This window comes from Sphingobacterium sp. ML3W, from assembly GCF_029542085.1.
Classification (GTDB): domain Bacteria; phylum Bacteroidota; class Bacteroidia; order Sphingobacteriales; family Sphingobacteriaceae; genus Sphingobacterium.
On sequence record NZ_CP107036.1, the window covers coordinates 4,116,973 to 4,136,524 of the forward strand.

The 19,552-nt window shown below is 38.5% G+C and carries 18 protein-coding genes; 7 read left to right on the forward strand and 11 right to left on the reverse strand.

The genetic code is table 11. The features are described from left to right. Positions 1-8 precede the first annotated feature (8 nt). From OGI71_RS17405 to OGI71_RS17430, 6 genes are all read right to left on the reverse strand, one after another. Positions 9-1,304: a DUF3472 domain-containing protein gene (locus OGI71_RS17405; RefSeq protein ID WP_282250563.1), complete on the reverse strand. Its 1,296-nt coding sequence runs from the start codon at positions 1,302-1,304 to the stop codon at positions 9-11. A 198-nt stretch (positions 1,305-1,502) separates the two neighbouring features. Continuing rightward, entirely contained in the window at positions 1,503-2,234 is a 732-nt protein-coding gene (locus tag OGI71_RS17410) for an AAA family ATPase (protein ID WP_282250565.1), read from the reverse strand. Between the two features lie 22 nt (positions 2,235-2,256). After that, complete coding sequence (locus tag OGI71_RS17415) at positions 2,257-2,754, reverse strand: DUF1648 domain-containing protein (protein ID WP_282250566.1); 498 nt, start codon at positions 2,752-2,754, stop codon at positions 2,257-2,259. Positions 2,755-3,098: 344 nt separating this feature from the next. Further along, positions 3,099-4,112 (reverse strand): N-acetyl-gamma-glutamyl-phosphate reductase, encoded by a 1,014-nt coding sequence (gene argC / locus OGI71_RS17420; RefSeq protein WP_282250568.1) that lies wholly within the window; start codon positions 4,110-4,112, stop codon positions 3,099-3,101. Positions 4,113-4,191: 79 nt separating this feature from the next. Next, positions 4,192-5,376: an argininosuccinate synthase gene (argG, locus tag OGI71_RS17425; protein ID WP_120261690.1), complete on the reverse strand. Its 1,185-nt coding sequence runs from the start codon at positions 5,374-5,376 to the stop codon at positions 4,192-4,194. A 142-nt stretch (positions 5,377-5,518) separates the two neighbouring features. Beyond that, entirely contained in the window at positions 5,519-6,235 is a 717-nt protein-coding gene (locus OGI71_RS17430; protein ID WP_120261691.1) for a GNAT family N-acetyltransferase, read from the reverse strand. A gap of 574 nt (positions 6,236-6,809) precedes the next feature. Here OGI71_RS17430 and OGI71_RS17435 point away from each other — a divergent pair. Then, positions 6,810-7,073, forward strand: a complete 264-nt coding sequence (locus OGI71_RS17435; RefSeq protein WP_120261693.1) for a hypothetical protein — start codon at positions 6,810-6,812, stop codon at positions 7,071-7,073. Between the two features lie 95 nt (positions 7,074-7,168). On the opposite strand, the gene OGI71_RS17440 is transcribed toward OGI71_RS17435, so the two are convergent. Further along, a complete protein-coding gene (locus tag OGI71_RS17440; RefSeq protein ID WP_282250571.1) occupies positions 7,169-9,259 on the reverse strand; it encodes a S9 family peptidase in 2,091 nt (696 codons plus the stop codon). A 290-nt stretch (positions 9,260-9,549) separates the two neighbouring features. Here OGI71_RS17440 and OGI71_RS17445 point away from each other — a divergent pair, with 290 nt between their 5' ends. The 6 genes from OGI71_RS17445 (at position 9,550) to OGI71_RS17470 (ending at position 15,602) form a co-directional block, all read left to right on the forward strand. Next, entirely contained in the window at positions 9,550-11,175 is a 1,626-nt protein-coding gene (locus OGI71_RS17445; RefSeq protein ID WP_282250573.1) for a S8 family peptidase, read from the forward strand. 83 nt (positions 11,176-11,258) lie between these two features. After that, a complete protein-coding gene (locus OGI71_RS17450) occupies positions 11,259-11,450 on the forward strand; it encodes a hypothetical protein (RefSeq protein ID WP_147420472.1) in 192 nt (63 codons plus the stop codon). Positions 11,451-11,667: 217 nt separating this feature from the next. Then, entirely contained in the window at positions 11,668-12,345 is a 678-nt protein-coding gene (nth, locus tag OGI71_RS17455; protein WP_282250578.1) for an endonuclease III, read from the forward strand. Between the two features lie 67 nt (positions 12,346-12,412). Further along, complete coding sequence (recA, locus tag OGI71_RS17460; RefSeq protein ID WP_282250580.1) at positions 12,413-13,438, forward strand: recombinase RecA; 1,026 nt, start codon at positions 12,413-12,415, stop codon at positions 13,436-13,438. A gap of 208 nt (positions 13,439-13,646) precedes the next feature. Next, positions 13,647-14,414 carry an endonuclease/exonuclease/phosphatase family protein gene (locus OGI71_RS17465; protein ID WP_282250582.1) on the forward strand — a complete coding sequence of 256 codons (768 nt, stop codon included), beginning with the start codon at positions 13,647-13,649 and terminating at the stop codon, positions 14,412-14,414. Between the two features lie 6 nt (positions 14,415-14,420). Then, positions 14,421-15,602, forward strand: coding sequence for a metallophosphoesterase (locus tag OGI71_RS17470; protein WP_282250584.1), 1,182 nt, complete (start codon positions 14,421-14,423; stop codon positions 15,600-15,602). Positions 15,603-15,712: 110 nt separating this feature from the next. Here the strand turns inward: OGI71_RS17470 and pruA are convergent, their stop codons facing one another. From pruA to OGI71_RS17490, 4 genes are all read right to left on the reverse strand, one after another. Then, positions 15,713-17,350, reverse strand: coding sequence for an L-glutamate gamma-semialdehyde dehydrogenase (gene pruA / locus OGI71_RS17475; RefSeq protein WP_282250586.1), 1,638 nt, complete (start codon positions 17,348-17,350; stop codon positions 15,713-15,715). A 174-nt stretch (positions 17,351-17,524) separates the two neighbouring features. Next, positions 17,525-18,178 (reverse strand): peptide-methionine (S)-S-oxide reductase MsrA, encoded by a 654-nt coding sequence (msrA, locus tag OGI71_RS17480; protein WP_282250588.1) that lies wholly within the window; start codon positions 18,176-18,178, stop codon positions 17,525-17,527. 188 nt (positions 18,179-18,366) lie between these two features. Next, positions 18,367-18,975, reverse strand: coding sequence for a superoxide dismutase (locus OGI71_RS17485; protein WP_120261702.1), 609 nt, complete (start codon positions 18,973-18,975; stop codon positions 18,367-18,369). 101 nt (positions 18,976-19,076) lie between these two features. Continuing rightward, positions 19,077-19,544 carry a nucleoside deaminase gene (locus OGI71_RS17490; RefSeq protein ID WP_282250590.1) on the reverse strand — a complete coding sequence of 156 codons (468 nt, stop codon included), beginning with the start codon at positions 19,542-19,544 and terminating at the stop codon, positions 19,077-19,079. Positions 19,545-19,552: the final 8 nt, after the last annotated feature.

Genomic DNA, 19,552 nt, shown 5'->3' on the forward strand with positions numbered 1-19,552 from the left:
GATCTTAGCTATGGTAATTTCTCAAAATCAATTTTCGGTGCAGTATTTTTATTGACAAGGTCAAACTTGCTGCCCGGTTTAACAATCTCACTAAAGAAGCCTCCATTTCTTAAAAAGTAGCCATTTTTTGTCGTTCCACCCATAGCATCAATACGTTGATTTGCACGGTAGGTATTATCAACACTAAATGAAGCCGATTGAACAGGGCGCCATTGACCATCATAAACCCATTGATTTTTAAATTCCACCTGTCTTCCTAAATACCCCTGATTCGGACTAAAATTCTCTAAGAAACTATGAAATCTTTTTAAATATGTATTTGTTTGCGGACGTTTGAAACTGGCGATTACATTCCATGCATTTTCCTCAGGCACAAAAAACCAGGCGGTATAGTCTGTATTTCCTTTTCCATCTGGAACACCTTTCAACAAGAATTTATAGGTTTCACCCGCTTTCCAGAAATATTTACGGTAACTCTGCCCACCGGATCCCTCGTTGCCAAATTCTCCTGTATGCACGTCTTTTCCTTTCTTCAATAAATGGATTTTTTGATCTTCTGGAATACTTTTGGGATCATCTGTATGGAAGGGGCTCCAAACTGAAAAAAGAATACGTCGTTCGGTCTCCGAGTTCACCTGTATCCCGAAGTAGCCCTCACCAAAACCATTGGCCATAAAATATGAACCGATTTTATCTTCTCCTTTTGGTACAGTTACCTCATTGTAATAATAGCTGACATTCCCTTCACTCGAGATTGTATAATTTAAGTGGCACGAAGGACCACGACGCGACCAATAGTAATAATCGGGATCATTTGAGTAGGTAAGACCTTCAGATGCAGCTTCTCCACTAACGATTAATTCCGTTACATTGGCAAAGGTATCACCCGACTTACTTAATCCTTTTAAATTCACCTGTACGTAGCCCGGTGTTTTGACATGAATAGACAAGGCCGCTGTTTCGGATAGCTCAGCCCCTTTGATATCTAAGGAGCTCTTTTTTCCCAGGGCAGAAATCTCTATTTTGGAGGAATTTCCAGCATCAGCTTTTGCTTTGAGCTTCAATTCAAGGTTTCCGGTTTTCTCAGTTCTGAAATATACAGATGCAATGCTTTGATCACTCGACCATTTCACCAATCCATTGCGTCCTGAAATTTCTGCACCATCATCTTGTCCGGTAGTAATAAAAGCATTGCCCGCGAGCGGAACGGAATAAGGTTTCGTAGAGGTCTGCGCAGTTCCACCTAATGAAAGGCAAGATAAGGCACCTAAAAAAAAATACTTAATAAAATGTTTTCTTTCCATTTGGGTATAATCTAATGGGCTACTGCCCGTTTCTTTTTTTATAATCATCGTTCCTACCCCTGTCGCTAGATTCTAGCGCAGATTTATAATTCTTCAGGGAATCTGGATTATTTTATGAAGATAGAACTTAGATTGTGATGAAAAGAAACCAAATGTACATCAATCGATTGTGTAAAAAAAATAGTATTAAATCAATACCTATTCATGTAAACCGAGTTCGGTAACCATCTTCTGATAGTTATTCAGAAAATACTTATAGAGTTTAAACTGTTCCGTTTCTTCATATTCCACCTGTTGCAAACCGAATTCAGACACAGTGTAAATCTCTGCATTTGGATAGGCCAGCAAAATTGGTGAATGGGTAGCAATAATAAACTGGGACTTATTGTTGACCAATTGGTTTATTCTTGTTAGCAGCCGAAATTGACTATTGATGGAAAGTGCCGATTCAGGTTCATCAAGCAGATACAGTCCACGTCCCGAAAAGCGTTTATGCATTAAATTAAGAAAACTCTCTCCATGAGAGCATTCATGCAATGAGCCACCATAATTTGTTTCAAGAGCTCCCAAATCATCTTCAAATACATCATCAACCTCAGTTGCTACATTATAAAAGCTCTCGGCTCGTAAGAAAAACCCGTCATTTTCACGAAAGGCTGTTCTTATGACCTGCAGGTCATTAAAAAGTTCGGAATGGGAATCTTTCGTATGGAAATTAAAATTCTTAGTCCCCCCTTCAGGATTGAAACCAGCATTAATAGCAATAGCCTCGACCAGAGTGGACTTACCCGAACCATTCTCTCCAATGATAAAGGTCACGGGGGATCTAAACCGTAATTCATTCAAATTCAATATTGAAGCAATATTAAATGGATAAGCTATTCGATCCTCGATTGGTTTTGTATTTCTTATGGAATGAATATAGTGCATAGCATGTGATAGTAATTAAGTACTAAGCCTTCCGGAATGCCTGTACAACGTAATAGATCACAGGAATAAAAATAAATCCCAGTATCAACGGTAAAAACCATTCGCCCAACCCATCTGAAGTTCCTGCCGAATTCGGAATAGTCTTAAAAGTAATTACACCAAAAATAACCACAATAATAAATTTCAAATACCGTAACATACGGTTTGCATTTGAATATTGTCTAAACGCATTTTCCTCGGTAATCTTAACTGGATAGTTGAAAATATGTGGAAATCGATTTAGGATGGTCATCCCTATAAATAGTATCGTGGCGATAATTGGTAGAGCAAAAATAGTCTCTTTCCCACCAAAACTATCCGCATTTCCTGCTGCATTATAATGAGCTGGAATAGTTTCGGGTAGTTTATAATAATTTATAGCAATCAGATACCATAAGGTGAATAAGGACAGGTAACCAATTAATTCCAATATTATATCGCCGAGTGTCGGTTTGAGTTTTATGCCTGGTCTTTTTTCCATTTTAAAATTGCTTACCGCTACATTGATTTGGCTAAACATGATCGAGTTAACCGCCATTTTATACGCACTAAGTTAAGAAACATGCCGTAACGATACAACGTGTAAATCGAGTGCTAGCCTTTCCAATATTGCATTGATTTCGACCCAATACCTTAGCAATCATTGCGTGTATCCACATTACGCTTTATACAAACCGCTGCGGGTATAAAAAAAGTGAAGAGGTTATCCCCTTCACTTTTCCACACAGTGTTAATAACTATGTTGATAACTGTATTTCATTGAGTTTTTATCCATTCTGATTATTCACATTCTGTTAATACAACTGTTGAATAAGTCATAAAGAACTAAAAACCAACACTCTTTAAATTTAATCCTGTACGTTCATTCAATCCGAACATTAAGTTCATATTTTGCACGGCTTGTCCAGATGCTCCTTTCAACAAATTATCTGTAGCATTTAAGATCAGCAACTTATTCCCGTGTTTCTCCAAATGGATAATACTCTTATTTGTATTTACGACTTGTTTGAGGTCGATATTGCTGCTACTAACGTGTGTAAATGGATGTGTTGCATAATACGCTTCGTACAACTCGTAAGCTTGTTCCTCTGTCAAATCGGAGTCAACATATATTGCCGAGAAAATTCCCCGCGCAAAATCGCCACGTTGTGGAACGAAATTTATCTTTTCAGCAGCGCGTGCTAATAATGAATCATCAGACGCTGGCAAAAATCCACTTTGCAATTGATCCAAGGACTCCGAAATTTCCTGTAGGTGTTGATGTTCGAAAGACTTGTATGCAGAAAGATTATTGTTACGCCAAGAGAAGTGTGTGGTCGCTCCAGGTTTCTGTCCGGCACCGGTAGATCCGGTCGTCGCATTGACATGAATCTGATCGGGTAATAACTCTTTACTCGCCAATGGCAATAATGCCAATTGAATATTGGTGGCAAAACAACCCGGATTGGCAATATACTGTGCAGATCTGATCGCTTCCCTATTTAATTCCGGAAGTCCATATACAAATTGTTGCCCTTGGTATAATGTATTTGCCCGAAGACGATAATCTTGCGAAAGGTCAATAATCTTTACAGCTGGTGCAACTAGATTTGCATCCAAAAACTTACGTGCATCACCATGTCCTACACATAGAAACAAGACGTCAATATCGCTATGAAAGTCAGAGGAGAAGGTCAGTTCTGTATCACCGAACAGATCATTGTGAACCTCATATAATTTGTTTCCTGCGTTAGATGCACTGTTAGCAAACACAATCTCTACTTCAGGATGATAAATCAATACCCGCAATAATTCTCCGCCCGTATATCCTGCTGAACCAACAATTCCTACTTTTATCATATTTTTATTTCGTATTGAGTAGCTAGTATTAAGAATTTACTTCTGCAAGCCTTTGGCTTACAAAAGTATCCTTATTCCCTTATTTTTGATTTACTTTATGCCAGATAATAGTCTGATTTCCGAAAATTTTCGAGAAACCTTTCACATCATCACCCGTATAGCCTTTATTCATCTCACCGTAGCTACCGAATTTATTGGACATTAAATCGTGCTCCGACTCAATACCAATCACAACAAAACGATAAGGATGTAATTCAACGATCACACGGCCCGTTACAGTGTCTTGTGAAGACTGCAAGAATGCTTCTATATCACGCATCACAGGATCGTGCATCTGTCCTTCGTGCATATAATTTCCATAGAAAGCAGCGATTTGATCTTTCCAGGATAATTGCCATTTAGTCAGCGTATGTTTTTCCAAGGTGTGGTGTGCCTTAATTAAAATCACTGAAGCTGCGGCCTCAAAACCTACACGACCTTTGATACCAATGATTGTATCACCTACGTGAATATCACGACCGATGCCATAAGGTTGAGCAATTGCCTGCAGTTCCTGAATGACTTTCACAGATGCCATTTTCTCTCCGTTTAAAGCAACTGGCTCGCCTTTTTCAAAATCTATCGTGATTTGTTGGGGTTCTGAAGAAGTCACTGGCGTTGGCCATGCTGATTCCGGCAGATATTGATTGGATGTCAATGTTTCTGCTCCACCTACAGAAGTGCCCCAAAGACCTTTATTGATCGAATACTTGGCTTTTTCTGCCGAATATTCGACACCATGTTTATTCAAGTATTCTATTTCTGCTTCACGGGATAACTGTAGATCACGAATAGGTGTGATAATTTCAACCCCTGGGATCAAGGTTTGAAAAATCATGTCAAAACGTACTTGGTCATTTCCAGCACCAGTAGAACCATGTGCAACACATTCAGCTCCGATTTTCTTCGCATAGTTTGCAATGGCAGTTGCCTGACATACACGTTCAGCGGATACTGACAATGGGTATGTTGCATTTTTCAACACATTACCAAAGATCAAGTATTTAATAGTTTCGCGGTAATAGTCTGCTGTTTCGTCAATCGCTGTATGTGATTTTACGCCTAATGCATAAGCACGTGCTTCAATATTCTTCAATTCTTCATCCGAAAAACCACCTGTATTTACGACAACGGAATGAACCTCTAAACCTAAATCTTGCGTCAGATAAATACAACAAAACGAAGTATCTAATCCTCCGCTGAATGCTAAAACTACTTTTTTCATTGAGATAAATTGTTTTTAATGTGGTGAAACTATTATTAACCAATCCGGCTCTATTCAAACCTTAAATTGACCGTTTCATCGCCTGTTCATTATTTATTTTCAATGGCTGCTACGCCAGTTGACATGCTATGTATAATTCTTGTTAAAATCCTTTGGCAACTTTATTATGCTTTGGAAAATTGACCGCAATAAACTTATTTGCCGACTTCCAAAACTTTGCCTGTATACGTTTTAATAACGATTGTTTTTGTGTGATTCTTTCCAAACGTTCTTTTGCTTCATGCTTGCGCTGAATCTTTTCCCTCAGTTCACGTTCTTTTTCTTCTGGGTCCCAAAGCATAGCTGTACACATACAGTTCTTACGATCCTTGCTCATTAAGATCTCGTAATTAACGCAGCTCTGACATCCTTTCCAAAATTCGTCATCGGTCGTCAATTCTGAATAAGGTACAGGTTCGTATCCCAGTTCCGAATTAATTTTCATGACAGCAAAACCCGTGGTCAGACCAAATATCTTCGCTTTGGGATATTGCTCACGAGACAAATCAAACACCCTTTTCTTAATGGCTTTTGCCAAACCAACTTTTCGAAATTCGGGATTGACGATAAGTCCTGAATTTGCGACGTAATCTCCGTGACCCCAAGTTTCAATATAACAAAACCCTGCCCATCGACCGTCTTTATGCAAAGCAATCACTGCTTTACCTTCATTCATTTTCTTGGCAACATACTCTGGTTTACGACGTGCAATACCAGTACCACGAGCCTTTGCAGACTCGAACATTTCGTTGCAAATAACCTCTGCATAATGCGCATGCTCAGGTTTAGCTGGAATAATTAAAAAATCTGATATAGTCATTGACTTACGACCCTAATAATAAAACAACAACCATTGTTGCGTTTTGTTACTGAATAAATAAAATAATGGATTCAAAAACCATCGGACAATCATGGTTTTGCTTGGAAAGATTCACTACCTCAAATCAAGCCCGAGGTAGTATGGGTCGTCGGAAGCGTAAAACAGGTATTTCTACGAAAATGAAAGCACAGAACACCTTTCTCATAAACTTCTCAAAAGTTTGAGTATAAGAATAGTCGTTCTTTTTGCTCTGTTTCATTTTATTTCTCTGTCAATTGTTTCTGACGATGCAAATGTATAAAAATATTTTTTTCTTTTCCACAATATTATCATGGATTTTTTGCAAAAATTAAAAAATTACAATCAAGCATCAAAACCGCTCTGTAACCTTCATTTTCAAGCAATTAATAAACAATAACTGGGGCATGCCCCCACACTACAACCGATATTAATTTGACAATAAAACTGATAAAGGTTTAAGGCTTTGTCAATTGAAAAGCTGTGTTTTTTCTATAGGTTCGTTATTTTTAGACAAAAACGATACTTTTGTATACATCATTTAGAGGAAAATAGCATGTCACCGAGTTTAATTTTCTATATTATTTTTGCTGTGCCTTATATCATCTTTATGTATTGGCTTGTCAAACAGGACAAACGTAAATATGCTTGGGGGCTTGCAATCATTACCATAGTTGCCATATTGGCGATCTACGTATCGCAGAAAGCAAGCAAAGTTGCGATGGACAACTATCAGCAACATCAAATCGATTCTCGAGAAATCGAACGTGAAGAACGTTTACAAAAACAGCAGGATAGCATTAATCATGCTCAACAATAAAAAACGGCAAATAAAAATGCTCCAAAAAATATCTAACTTTTTGGAGCATTTTTATGAGTAGAAAACAGAAATACGATTTTGAAATTAAGTTAAGTTTAGTGGTTGATCCCTTCTAGTTTAAACAGAAAAGCATATTCCATCGCAATTTCTTTCAAGTAATCAAATCTGCCCGAAGCACCTCCATGTCCATAATCCATATCTGTCTTCAAGAGCAAAATGGAACTCCCGGTTTTGACCGTCCGTAATTTTGCGACCCATTTGGCGGGCTCAAAATATTGAACCTGGCTATCGTGCAATCCCGTTGTAACCAGTAAATTTGGATATTCTTTCGGCTCGATATTCTCATAAGGTGAATAACTTTTCATATAAAAATAAGCATCAGACTCATTGGGATTGCCCCATTCATCATACTCATTTGTTGTTAATGGTATTGTCTCATCCAACATGGTATTCACAACATCCACAAATGGCACCTGCGCTATAATGCCCTGATATTGCGCTGCTGCAATATTTGCAACTACGCCCATCAGAAGTCCTCCGGCACTGCCTCCTTGCGCATAAAGATGGTCTGGTGATGTATAACGCTTTTCAATAAGACACTTACCACAATCCACAAAATCATAAAAAGTATTCATTTTACGCATCATCTTTCCATCCTCGTACCACTGACGCCCCATTTCTTCGCCGCCGCGAATATGGGCCAATGCATATATAAAACCGCGATCCAATAAACTCAACCGATTACTGGAAAAACTAGGATCCATAGATGCTCCATAAGAACCATAGGCATATTGCAATAAGGGAGCTGTGCCATCTAATTGAGTTCCCTCTTTATAAACAAGAGAAATAGGTACCCTTACACCATCCCTCGCCAAAGCATAGATACGTTCAGTCTTATAGGCACTTTGGTCATAGCCGCCCAAAACTTCCTGTTGTTTCAACAATGTTTTGCTGCGATCCTCCATATTATACTCGTATACGGAACTAGGTGTTACCAATGAAGTATATCCATAACGCAGTTTTTCGGAATTGTATTCAACATTTATCCCCGGATACACTGTATAGGCCACCTCTCCAAAATCTAGATAATGTTGTTCTTGGCTGTTCAGATCATAAATTGCCAGCTGTGTTAATCCATCTTTTCGTTCAGCTATTGCCAAAAATGATCTGAATTCCTCAATATCGCTCACGAGGACGTCTGGCCGATGCGCTATAAATATGGTCCAATATTCCCGATCTGTTTTGTCCAATGGGCATTGCATAATTCGGAAATTAATCGCATCATCATTAGTCAATATTAAAAAACGATCTTGTAAAGGAACTATGGTATAAAGCACATCATTTCGACGTGGTTGAAAGACCTTAAAATCATTATTGGGAAGATCAGCATCCAACAGCCATATTTCAGAAGACAGGGTCCCCTCCGAACTGATAATAATGTATTTGCCATTTTTTGATTTACCAACTGCGATATAATTTGTGTTATCTTTTTCCTCATACACAGACACATCTGTAGAGACATCGGTTCCCAGTGTATGTCGCATAATTTTTTCACTCAGTAATGTTACTGGGTTCTTGGCTGTATAAAACAGGGTCTGGTTATCATTAGCCCAAATTGCAGCACCTTCGGTATTAGCGATCCGATCGGGATAGATCTCACCTGTCTCCAGATTCTTGATATATACCGTGTATTCCCTTCGGGAAACTGTATCCACACTAAAAGCCAATAAGCGATTGTCAGGACTGATCGAAAAGCCTTTTGCTGCATAATAGGCATAGCCTTGTGCGAGATGATCTATATCCAATAATAGCTCTTCGTCAGCATCCAACGTCCCTTTCTTACGGCAAAATTTGAAATATTGATTCCCCTCCTCTGTTCTACTGTAATAATAGTAACCATTTTTAAAATAGGGTACTGACTCATCTTTTTCCTTGATACGAGATTTCATTTCCCGGAATAAGTCTTCCTGAAAAGATTCCGTCTCCTTTAACATCGCGGTAGTATAGGTATTCTCCGCAGCCAGATAGTCTATAACTTCTGCTGATCGTTGTCCTTTTTTGAAATAGTCAATCATCCAGTAATAATCGTCAACGACTGTATCACCATGAATTTGTCTTTTATAAGGATGCACTGCAGCTATTGGGGCCGAAACTTCGGGCCACTGTATATTTTTGTTATGTTGCATATATAATATGAATGCGCTAAATCTCTTTTTAAATAAAAACAAATACGACTTGTATTTTGCTATTCGTCATCACTCCCCAGAACATTGAATTTAATGCATTTCTAGAGAAATAGCAAAACTATATATAAACAGGAATAGATCGACTGTAAATATCCCCTTCATTTTGAAATATATTATAAGCTGATCTATTTTGTATCCTTCATTATCTATATAAAGTCACTTTTAATAAAAATTAACAATTCAACAGGACCAATAATACTATATTTGCTACAGTGCTAGGAGAAAATTTTATGAATTTAAAGAAATCACTATATCTGATTGCCTTGGGTGCTTTACCGATGACCTCGTTTGCTCAAGCTGAGGCTGTTCCTCTGAATTGGTATAACTTAGATTACAACACGGATGGTGTAATGGGTATCAGTACGGAGAAAGCGTATAAAACTTTATTAAAGGGAAAAAAATCAACACCTGTTATTGTCGGTGTATTAGACGGTGGTGTCGATGTTTTCCACGAAGATCTGAAGGATGTCGTTTGGATCAACACAAAAGACAGTGTTTCCAATGGGAAAGATGCTGATGGTAACGGCTATATCAATGACAAATATGGCTGGAACTTTATTGGTAACGCCGATGGAAAAGATGTTCAATTTGACAATCTGGAATTAACGAGGCAATTGCGGATTTTAGATAAAAAATTTGCCCATGTTACCCCAACCACTGAGCTGAATGAAGCGGACAGAAAGGCTTTTTTAGCGTATCAAGGAATGGTAGCAAAATACAAGAATAAGCTGGAAGAAGCCAAAATGGGACAGTTTTCCTATGACGCCCTTAAACGCAATTTGGACGCTGTGGTTCGTGAAATAGGCAAAAAACCTGAAGAAATCACATTGGCTGATCTAGAGAATTTCAACCCAAAATCGAACAATCAACGTATCGCTCTGGGCTATGCAAAAGACGAAATTCAAACGAATGGTTTTGTCAAATTTTTTGACGATATCACCGAGGGAGCGAAGTATTTCAATGATCAAGTTGACTATCATTTAAATAAAGAATATGACTCCCGTCCCATTATTGGCGACAATTATGAAGATGCTTCCGAACGTCATTACGGCAATGCGGATGTAAAGGGACCTGATGCGCTCCATGGAAGCCATGTTGCGGGCATCATCGGTGCTAAACGTAACAATAATATTGGTATAAACGGTGTTGCAGACAATGTCAAAATACTAACAGTACGTTTGGTTCCGGATGGCGATGAACGTGATAAAGATGTCGCAAATGCGATCCGTTATGCAGTAGACAATGGAGCGAAAGTGCTCAATATGAGCTTTGGAAAAAGCTATGCACACAACAAGCAAACAGTGGATGACGCTGTTAAATATGCTGAATCCAAAGATGTCCTACTGGTACATGCTGCCGGAAATGACAGTGAGGATAATGATGTGGAGCCCAATTTTCCAATGAAATACTATACGAATGCGAAGGGGGATACCACAGGAATAGCAAATAATTGGATCACTGTTGGCGCAAGTGGTTTACATCCGGACAACGAACTTCTAGCAGACTTTTCCAATTATGGCAAAAAAACAGTTGATGTTTTTGCTCCGGGGGTTCGGATTAATTCTACTATTCCAGATTCAAAATATAAAGAAGAGCAAGGTACAAGTATGGCTGCCCCTGTCGTTGCGGGACTAGCAGCTATGATACGCTCTTATTACCCTAACCTCTCTGCAACAGAAACCAAGCAGATTATTCTGGAATCTGTTGTAAAACCGGAACAAACGGTCCAGGTAAAAATTAGTGAAGAGGCTACAAAAACCGTCAAATTTGCAGATATTTCTGTAACCGGAGGGATTGTCAATGCATATAACGCCATCATAAAGGCCGAAGAATTTAGTAATAAAAAGAAAAAATAAATAATATTCTCATTTTTCGTATACCAAAACTATCTTTTGTCCGTTTAATTAATTAACTTACAGGGACAAAACTTAAGATGCTTATGGTAGAAAACTTTACCCAATCAGAAAACGAAGTTCAAAATTTACTAACCCAAAACGAGAAGGTAATGACTGATGAGGATATAGAAAATGAATTGAAACTTCAATTACCCAAAATGTTGCTTAATCCAAGCAAGAAATGTATTGCGAATATCATGGCATATTCCAAACAAATGGAAAAAAGAAAGGCCTAATCTTGAGATTAGGCCTTATTTATTGGAATAAAATCAACCCCATCCTCCATCATTTAAGTCGATAAATCGCGCCATAGCATTCCTAAAATAATACCATAAGCCTCCTGTTATGCGAATTATTTTCATTATCTATTTATACTGTAAAAATCAATTTGATAAGCACTGAGTAAGCCGCAAGTTTTCTTTTTTAATGGAAATTTTGGCTAGTTTTGGAGTGATGTTAAAACAAGAACGATACAAGGCTTTTGTGGAATATTTTACCAAAAATAATCCCGATGCGCAAACAGAGCTCAACTATAGTAATCCTTATGAATTACTCGTGGCTGTTATTCTGTCTGCCCAATGCACAGACAAGAGAATTAATCAGGTAACGCCAAAGCTATTTGAACGTTACCCGGATGCACAGACTTTAGCCGCTTCAAGCGTCGATGAAGTATTTACTTATATCCGCTCGGTAAGCTATCCAAATAACAAAGCCAAGCATCTGGTCGGAATGGCACAAATGCTTATTGAAAAATTTAACAATATCGTGCCTGAGCAGATTGAGGATTTGGTCAAGCTCCCCGGCGTAGGTAGAAAAACGGCCAATGTCATTTCGTCGGTGGTATATCATAATCCTGCAATGGCAGTCGATACGCATGTATTCCGTGTGGCTAACCGGCTTGGCTTAACCTACCGTGCAACAACTCCGTTGGCGGTAGAGAAACAATTAGTCAAAAATCTCCCGAAAGAAACTATTGCTGTTGCGCACCATTGGTTGATCTTGCATGGACGATATATTTGTCTGGCCCGAAAACCACTTTGCGAAAAATGCCCGATTACCTACATGTGTAAATACTTTGAGAAAACCCATCACATAAAAAGTGCTCCAAGCGCGATAGAAATAAAAAACTAATTTTTTTAGTGATAATATTTGGTTTATTCTTTTTTATTTTTAATTTTGATAAATATATACTAAAAATATGAGCAACACAGATAAGTTAAAAGCGTTACAGCTGACGTTAGATAAATTGGAAAAGAGCTTTGGAAAAGGTTCGATTATGAAATTAGGAGATACAGCTGTTGAGCCTATCGAGGCGATTTCTACAGGGTCCTTAGGATTGGATATTGCTTTGGGAATTGGCGGTGTTCCAAAAGGACGTATCATTGAAATATATGGACCTGAATCTTCGGGTAAAACGACATTAGCAACACACATTGTTGCTGAAGCACAGAAAAAAGGCGGTATTGCAGCAATTATTGATGCTGAACACGCTTTTGACAAATATTACGCACAAAAGCTTGGTGTTGATGTTGAGAACTTATTAATTTCTCAACCAGATAATGGTGAACAAGGTTTAGAAATTGCCGACAATTTAATTCGCTCAGGTGCAATTGATGTTATTGTAATTGACTCTGTAGCTGCATTAGTACCTAAAGGTGAGATTGAAGGTGAAATGGGTGATTCAAAAATGGGTCTTCAAGCACGTTTAATGTCTCAAGCATTACGTAAGTTGACCGGAACAATTTCCAAAACAAACTGTTGTTGTATTTTCATCAACCAATTACGTGAAAAGATTGGCGTGATGTTCGGTAACCCTGAAACAACAACTGGTGGTAATGCATTGAAGTTCTATGCTTCTGTACGTTTGGATATCCGTCGTACATCACAGATTAAAGATTCTGACGAGGTATCTGGTAACCGTGTAAAAGTTAAAATTGTAAAAAATAAAGTAGCGCCGCCTTTCCGTATTGCGGAGTTTGATATCATCTTTGGTGAAGGTATCTCAAAAGTCGGTGAAATCATTGACTTAGGTGTTGAATATGGCATCATCAAAAAAGCAGGTTCTTGGTTTAGCTATGGTGAAACCAAATTAGGACAAGGTAGAGATGCTGTAAAAGCCTTATTGTTTGACAATCCAGATCTAATGGATGAACTTGAGGCAAAAATCCGTACTGAAGTAACAGGAGAAGATCCAATGCTTCATGCAGAGGAAAATGAAGACTAGTTGCTGTAAAAATTAGTATAATGTAGGTAGCCATCCTTTTTGGGATGGCTATTCTATTTTATTACCTCCTCCTCTCGCAAAGCTCCGATTAAGTTTAAATGATTATTTTGTTACATGTCCAAAGTTTTGAGTTTGTACGCTATGATTTTAGTATTTTTAGCGGAGCGAACATAAATCGCTGACTTCATTCTAAACTTAACTTTGAAAAATGAACCGTAAGCTAATTGCATTTCTTTTGATCCTTTTTGGATCAGTATTCCATCTCAGTGCACAAAGACTCCGCGTACTTTCCTTCAATATTCATCATGGGAATCCACCCTCAGAAAAGGAATCTGTTGTCAATCTCGATACCATCGCTCAAATTATTAAAAACAGTAATGCGGACCTAGTCGGTTTGCAAGAAATTGATGTCAACCTAGGGCGCTCTTACAACGAGGATCAAGCGAAAAAACTAGCTGAACTAACAGGAATGCACTACATTTTCTCAAAAGGAATAGACCTTGAAAAAGGTGAATATGGCACAGCGATATTATCGAAACATCCGATAGAACGCGTAGAAAAACATTTTCTACCTTCTCCTGTTGAAAGCGAACGTCGAAGCTTATCCATTATTGAAGTGCGTATCAACAATAAGAAAATCTTATTTGCGAACACCCACCTAGATCTAAAAGACAAGAACAAAATCGCACAGGCAAAGTTCATTACATCACGTTTCAAAAATGAAAAGCTACCGACGATCCTGGTCGGCGATTTAAACTCCGAACCCACTGATCCTGCGATTAAAGAGCTTGGCATGTTATTCACAAAAACGACTAGCAAAAATGGCTTAACCTTTCCACAAGATAAGCCTAATACCGAAATAGACTATATTATGGTCAATACGTCATCACATCCAAAATTCTTCAACCATCGTGTCCTTGAAGAGAAATATGCGAGCGATCATCGACCATTATATGTTGAAATCGAAATTAAATAACCCATTATGAATTTTAATAGAAGAAGATTTTTAGAAGCGCTAGCGCTGGCAGGAATTACATTGCCCAATATCAGCGTCGCTAAAGAAAAAGAAACAGAAAATCCGGAAGGAGATTTTAGTTTTATAGTCCCCGCTTATTTACAGAATCAGACAGAGACGGGCATCAGCATCTTTACAATCTTGAGCAAACCTGCTGTAGCTCGGCTGGAAATCCTTGACAATGCAGGTAATGTACAGCAAACGATCCACCAATCCGAAGATGGTATGATTAATGCAAATACAGATTTCTTTCATTTTACCGTCGAGGAAGCCCCCAGATCTTTCCGCTATCGCATCAAGGCAAAAGAAATTCAAAAATTCGATCCCTATAAGATTGTCTATGCACAAGAAATCGAAACGCCAATCTTTGAGGCCAAGCTGGCGAAAAATAATCAAGAACAAATTCGTTGCCTGGTCTATAATGATGTTCATGAAGAAAAAAGTAGCTATCGCGATCTTGTCCCCAATCAAGACACCTCAATCTATGATTTCTTTGTCCTGAATGGAGACTCTTTTCATTATGTGAGCAATCAGGAAGACATTACAGAAAAATTATTGAAGCCTATCGAATTTATTGCGACAGGCAAACCTTTCATTATGAACCGTGGAAACCATGAAACGAGAGGTTCCTTTGCCCGCAATTTCAAACGGTATTTCGGCTATCCCAACAATAAATATTACCAAGCTTTCAAAAGGGGGCCTATTTTTTGGATTATGCTAGACAGCGGTGAGGATAAACCAGACAGCCATGAAGTGTATGCTGGTACCGTAGATTACGACAATTACAGAAAAGAACAGGCGAAGTGGCTGGAAACGGTATTACAATGTAAAGAAAGAAAGTCTGCCCAACACACAGTAGTTATCAGCCATATCCCTATATTCCATTCAGATGAATGGCATGGCACATTGCATAATCGGGAATGCTTCCATCCTTTGTTTCAGAAATATAAAATAGATGCAATGGTCTCTGGCCATACGCATCGATATGGATACTATCCAGCAGATAAGGACCACAATTATCCTGTATTTATAGGCGGTGGCCCAAAGGCTGGAAAAAGGACCATTATCGACATTTCGGGATCTGCCAAATCACTGGCTATTCGAATGACCCGAGACGACGGAACTGAACTGGGAAAGTTTACAAAATAATAAAGGCACTCCATAACGGAGTGCCTTTATTATTTTGAATGTATCTGCTATCGTCGATAGCGCTTGAAACCAGGCTATGGTTACCGCCGTACAGGATAATTCGATTTATTTTATTCACCTTTTTCTAAGAAAGGGTATCTGTAATCCGTATCTGGATTGAACGTTTCTTTGATTGTACGAGGAGATACCCAACGCAACAAGTTGATCATAGATCCAGCTTTGTCGTTTGTACCTGAACCTCTCGCACCACCAAATGGTTGTTGACCTACCACAGCTCCAGTACATTTATCATTCACATAGAAGTTACCCGCAGCATGTCTCAATTTATCTGTAGCTAAATTAATAGCATAGCGGTCTTGTGCGATAATTGAACCAGTCAATGCATAGATAGAAGTTGTATCAACGATATCTAATGTTTCCTCGAACTTAGCGTCTTCATAAACGTATACGGTCAATACTGGACCGAACAATTCTTCGACCATTGTTTCGTAATCTGGCTTTGAAGCTTCAATGATCGTTGGATGAATGAAATAGCCTTTAGACTTATCATAAGTACCACCAACTACGATCTCTGCCTCATTGGATTCTTTTGCACGATCGATGTATTTTGCTAATTTATCAAATGATTTCTCGTCGATAACCGCATTGAAAAAATTTGTAAAATCTTCAGTTCCACCTATTGTAAATGACTTCACATCATTAGTCATAGACTCCTTTAATGCTGGCCATAATGATTTAGGAATATATGCACGTGAAGCTGCTGAACATTTTTGACCTTGGTATTCAAATGCTCCACGAACCAAAGCTGTATTTGCAGCTTTTAGATCAGCTGAAGGGTGCACAACAATAAAATCTTTACCACCTGTCTCACCAACAATACGTGGATAAGTTTTATAACGATGGATATTGTCACCGATAGTTTTCCAGATATCTTGGAATACACCTGTTGAACCGGTAAAGTGGATACCAGCAAAATCAGGATGTTGGAAAATCACATCACCAGCATCTGGTCCCGAAACATACACTAAATTGATAACACCATCCGGAAGTCCAGCTTCACGGAAGATTTTCATCAGTACGTTTGCTGAGTAGATCTGCGTATTAGATGGTTTCCATACAACAACATTTCCCATCATAGCAACACATGAAGGTAAGTTACCTGCAATAGCTGTAAAATTGAATGGTGTCAACGCAAACACAAAGCCTTCAAGAGGACGTTGTTCTACACGGTTCCATACACCTTTTCCAGATACAGGAGGTTGTTGCTTATAGATTTCGCTCATATATTGCACGTTGAAACGCAAGAAATCTATAATCTCACAAGCTGAGTCAATTTCCGCTTGATATGGGTTCTTCGATTGACCCAACATTGTCGCAGCATTTAACTCATAGCGGTATTTCCCTGAAATCAATTCAGCTGCTTTCAAGAATATCGCCGCACGATCTTCCCATGCTAGATTTTCCCAATCCTTTTTAGCTGCCAAAGCAGCATTGATTGCATCTGTTACATGAGATTTCTCGCCTTGATTGTATTGACCTAAAATATGTTGATGGTCATGTGGAGGAGCTAGGGTTACTTTTTTAGAAGTAGTTATTTCTTTACCACCAATATACATTGGGATATCGATTTGTTTCGAACGTGCTTCATCAATTGCTGCTTTCAACAACTTACGTTCTTTCGTTCCGACAGCGTAAGTATACACCGGTTCATTTGCAGGAACAGGAACTGTAAAAAATCCTTTAGACATATTACAATTATTTATTATTCATCCAAAAAAATTGCTATTTATTGGCGATGAAGCTATCAGGTTTTCTCATCTCATTATTTGACCTGAGAAAACCTGATGGTTTCAACTTATTAGCACCACACTAAATGGTGCCAATAGGAGTAAAATTACCTTAAATTTTATGAATACCCAAAGTTACTCTCCTTCTTTGAGCACCTTGGAAAAGATACGTTTAAATTTTTCCAATTTCGGTTTAATAACCAATTGACAATATGGTTCCTTACCATTTAACCTATAATAGTCTTGATGATAGCCCTCTGCGGGATAAAATACAGCTGTTGGTACGACCTCAGTTACGATCGGTTCATTATAGACTTTCTCATTATTCAGAGCCGCGATATAAAACTGGACTTTATCCAGCTGCTCCTTGCTATGGACAAATATGGCCGAGCGGTATTGTGTCCCTACATCATCCCCCTGACGGTTGAGTTGTGTAGGGTCGTGCGCGATAAAAAAGGCCTCCAATAGCTTATCATAACTGATCACTTTCGGATCATAAATAATATTAGTTGCCTCAGCATGCCCCGTATTACCTGTACAGACCTGAGCATAGCTGGGATTTGCTACCCATCCGCCTGTATATCCGGAAACAACCTTGTGTACACCTCTCAACTCCTTAAACTGTGCTTCAGTACACCAAAAACAACCTGCAGCAAATGTTGCGGTATCTAAGCTCCCTACACTTTTTTCCGGTAGTTTAGAAAAGTCCGTTTTCGCAGTCTTTGGCTCTTGAGCACGACAAGCGCTCAACAAAAAAATAGCTGTAAAAATTATAATAATATCTTTCATAGGTATATCATTATCTTGTGAGTCTATAACATGATTATGATCTTAAAAGATCAGATATTTAGCATGTAAAAGCTCTCTACGTTAGGTTAAAAACAAAACAGATATTGCACACCCCTTTCATCCTTAAAGCAAAGAAGCGACAATAAATTCTTATTGTCGCTTCTTTGTGTACCTATCAAAATGGTCAATTATTTTGCTGCAGCATAATTTTGTGCTACGGCATCCCAATTGATAACATTAAAGATTTCCTCCAAATAAGCTGGACGTTTATTTTGGAATTTCAAGTAGTACGCATGTTCCCAAACGTCAATACCTAAAACTGGCGTTCCTTTTACTTCAGCAACGTCCATCAAGGGATTGTCTTGATTAGGCGTAGAAGTTACCGCTAATTTACCATCAGCGCCTACGATCAACCATGCCCAGCCTGATCCAAAACGCGTAGCACCAGCAGCTTGAAGTTGTTTTTTTAACTCATCAAATGAACCGAAAGTTGCATTGATTGCTTCCGCCAATTCACCTGTTGGAGCCCCACCAGCATTTGGACCTAAAACTTTCCAAAACAAAGAGTGGTTGAAATGACCACCACCATTGTTGCGAACAGCTGCTGAATATTTGCTCACATTCTTGATGATATCTAATAAAGATAAGTTCTCTGCATCTGTTCCTGCGATTGCTTTATTTAAGTTGTCCACGTATGCCTGATGGTGTCTGTCATGGTGGATTTCCATTGTAGTCTTGTCAATATGTGGTTCTAATGCGTCGGCTGCGTATGGTAACGCTTCTAATTCAAATGCCATATCTATTTTAATTTAAATGTTTATTACTTCGTTTTTATATACAAATATAACACAATATAGCCTGTTATGTTTTTATGTGTTACAATAAATTCAATATTTTGTTAGCGTTTTTGACGAAAAAATGATTTTACCAAATCGGCACATTCTTCCTGCAAAACACCTTGGGTAACGACGGTCTTCGGATGTAAAATCTTATCATGAAAATGGGAATAACCACGCTTTTCATCCTTCGCACCGTAGACAATTTTACTGATATGTGTCCAATATGCCGCCCCGGCACACATGATACATGGTTCTATGGTCACATATAATGTACAATCGTCCAGATATTTTCCACCAAGATAATTTGCTGCTGCTGTAAAAGCCTGCATTTCGGCATGGGCCGTTACATCATTCAAGCGTTGTGTGAGATTATGCCCTTTACCGATAACACGTCCTTTATGCACGATAACAGCACCAATCGGAACCTCCCCTTCTTCGAAAGCTTTCTTTGCTTCATTTAGTGCCATGCGCATAAATGATTCATCACTATCGATTAATTGTGTTCCTTCAAAATCTATAAATGTCATGCCACAAA

Bases quoted from the DNA above. Each gene is read 5' to 3' on its own strand.
- OGI71_RS17405 (WP_282250563.1), bottom strand. From the start codon at position 1,304: ATGGAAAGAAAACATTTTATTAAGTATTTTTTTTTAGGTGCCTTATCT.
- OGI71_RS17410 (WP_282250565.1), bottom strand. From the start codon at position 2,234: ATGCACTATATTCATTCCATAAGAAATACAAAACCAATCGAGGATCGA.
- OGI71_RS17415 (WP_282250566.1), bottom strand. From the start codon at position 2,754: ATGGAAAAAAGACCAGGCATAAAACTCAAACCGACACTCGGCGATATA.
- argC (WP_282250568.1), bottom strand. From the start codon at position 4,112: ATGATAAAAGTAGGAATTGTTGGTTCAGCAGGATATACGGGCGGAGAA.
- argG (WP_120261690.1), bottom strand. From the start codon at position 5,376: ATGAAAAAAGTAGTTTTAGCATTCAGCGGAGGATTAGATACTTCGTTT.
- OGI71_RS17430 (WP_120261691.1), bottom strand. From the start codon at position 6,235: ATGACTATATCAGATTTTTTAATTATTCCAGCTAAACCTGAGCATGCG.
- OGI71_RS17435 (WP_120261693.1), top strand. From the start codon at position 6,810: ATGTCACCGAGTTTAATTTTCTATATTATTTTTGCTGTGCCTTATATC.
- OGI71_RS17440 (WP_282250571.1), bottom strand. From the start codon at position 9,259: ATGCAACATAACAAAAATATACAGTGGCCCGAAGTTTCGGCCCCAATA.
- OGI71_RS17445 (WP_282250573.1), top strand. From the start codon at position 9,550: ATGAATTTAAAGAAATCACTATATCTGATTGCCTTGGGTGCTTTACCG.
- OGI71_RS17450 (WP_147420472.1), top strand. From the start codon at position 11,259: ATGGTAGAAAACTTTACCCAATCAGAAAACGAAGTTCAAAATTTACTA.
- nth (WP_282250578.1), top strand. From the start codon at position 11,668: ATGTTAAAACAAGAACGATACAAGGCTTTTGTGGAATATTTTACCAAA.
- recA (WP_282250580.1), top strand. From the start codon at position 12,413: ATGAGCAACACAGATAAGTTAAAAGCGTTACAGCTGACGTTAGATAAA.
- OGI71_RS17465 (WP_282250582.1), top strand. From the start codon at position 13,647: ATGAACCGTAAGCTAATTGCATTTCTTTTGATCCTTTTTGGATCAGTA.
- OGI71_RS17470 (WP_282250584.1), top strand. From the start codon at position 14,421: ATGAATTTTAATAGAAGAAGATTTTTAGAAGCGCTAGCGCTGGCAGGA.
- pruA (WP_282250586.1), bottom strand. From the start codon at position 17,350: ATGTCTAAAGGATTTTTTACAGTTCCTGTTCCTGCAAATGAACCGGTG.
- msrA (WP_282250588.1), bottom strand. From the start codon at position 18,178: ATGAAAGATATTATTATAATTTTTACAGCTATTTTTTTGTTGAGCGCT.
- OGI71_RS17485 (WP_120261702.1), bottom strand. From the start codon at position 18,975: ATGGCATTTGAATTAGAAGCGTTACCATACGCAGCCGACGCATTAGAA.
- OGI71_RS17490 (WP_282250590.1), bottom strand. From the start codon at position 19,544: ATGACATTTATAGATTTTGAAGGAACACAATTAATCGATAGTGATGAA.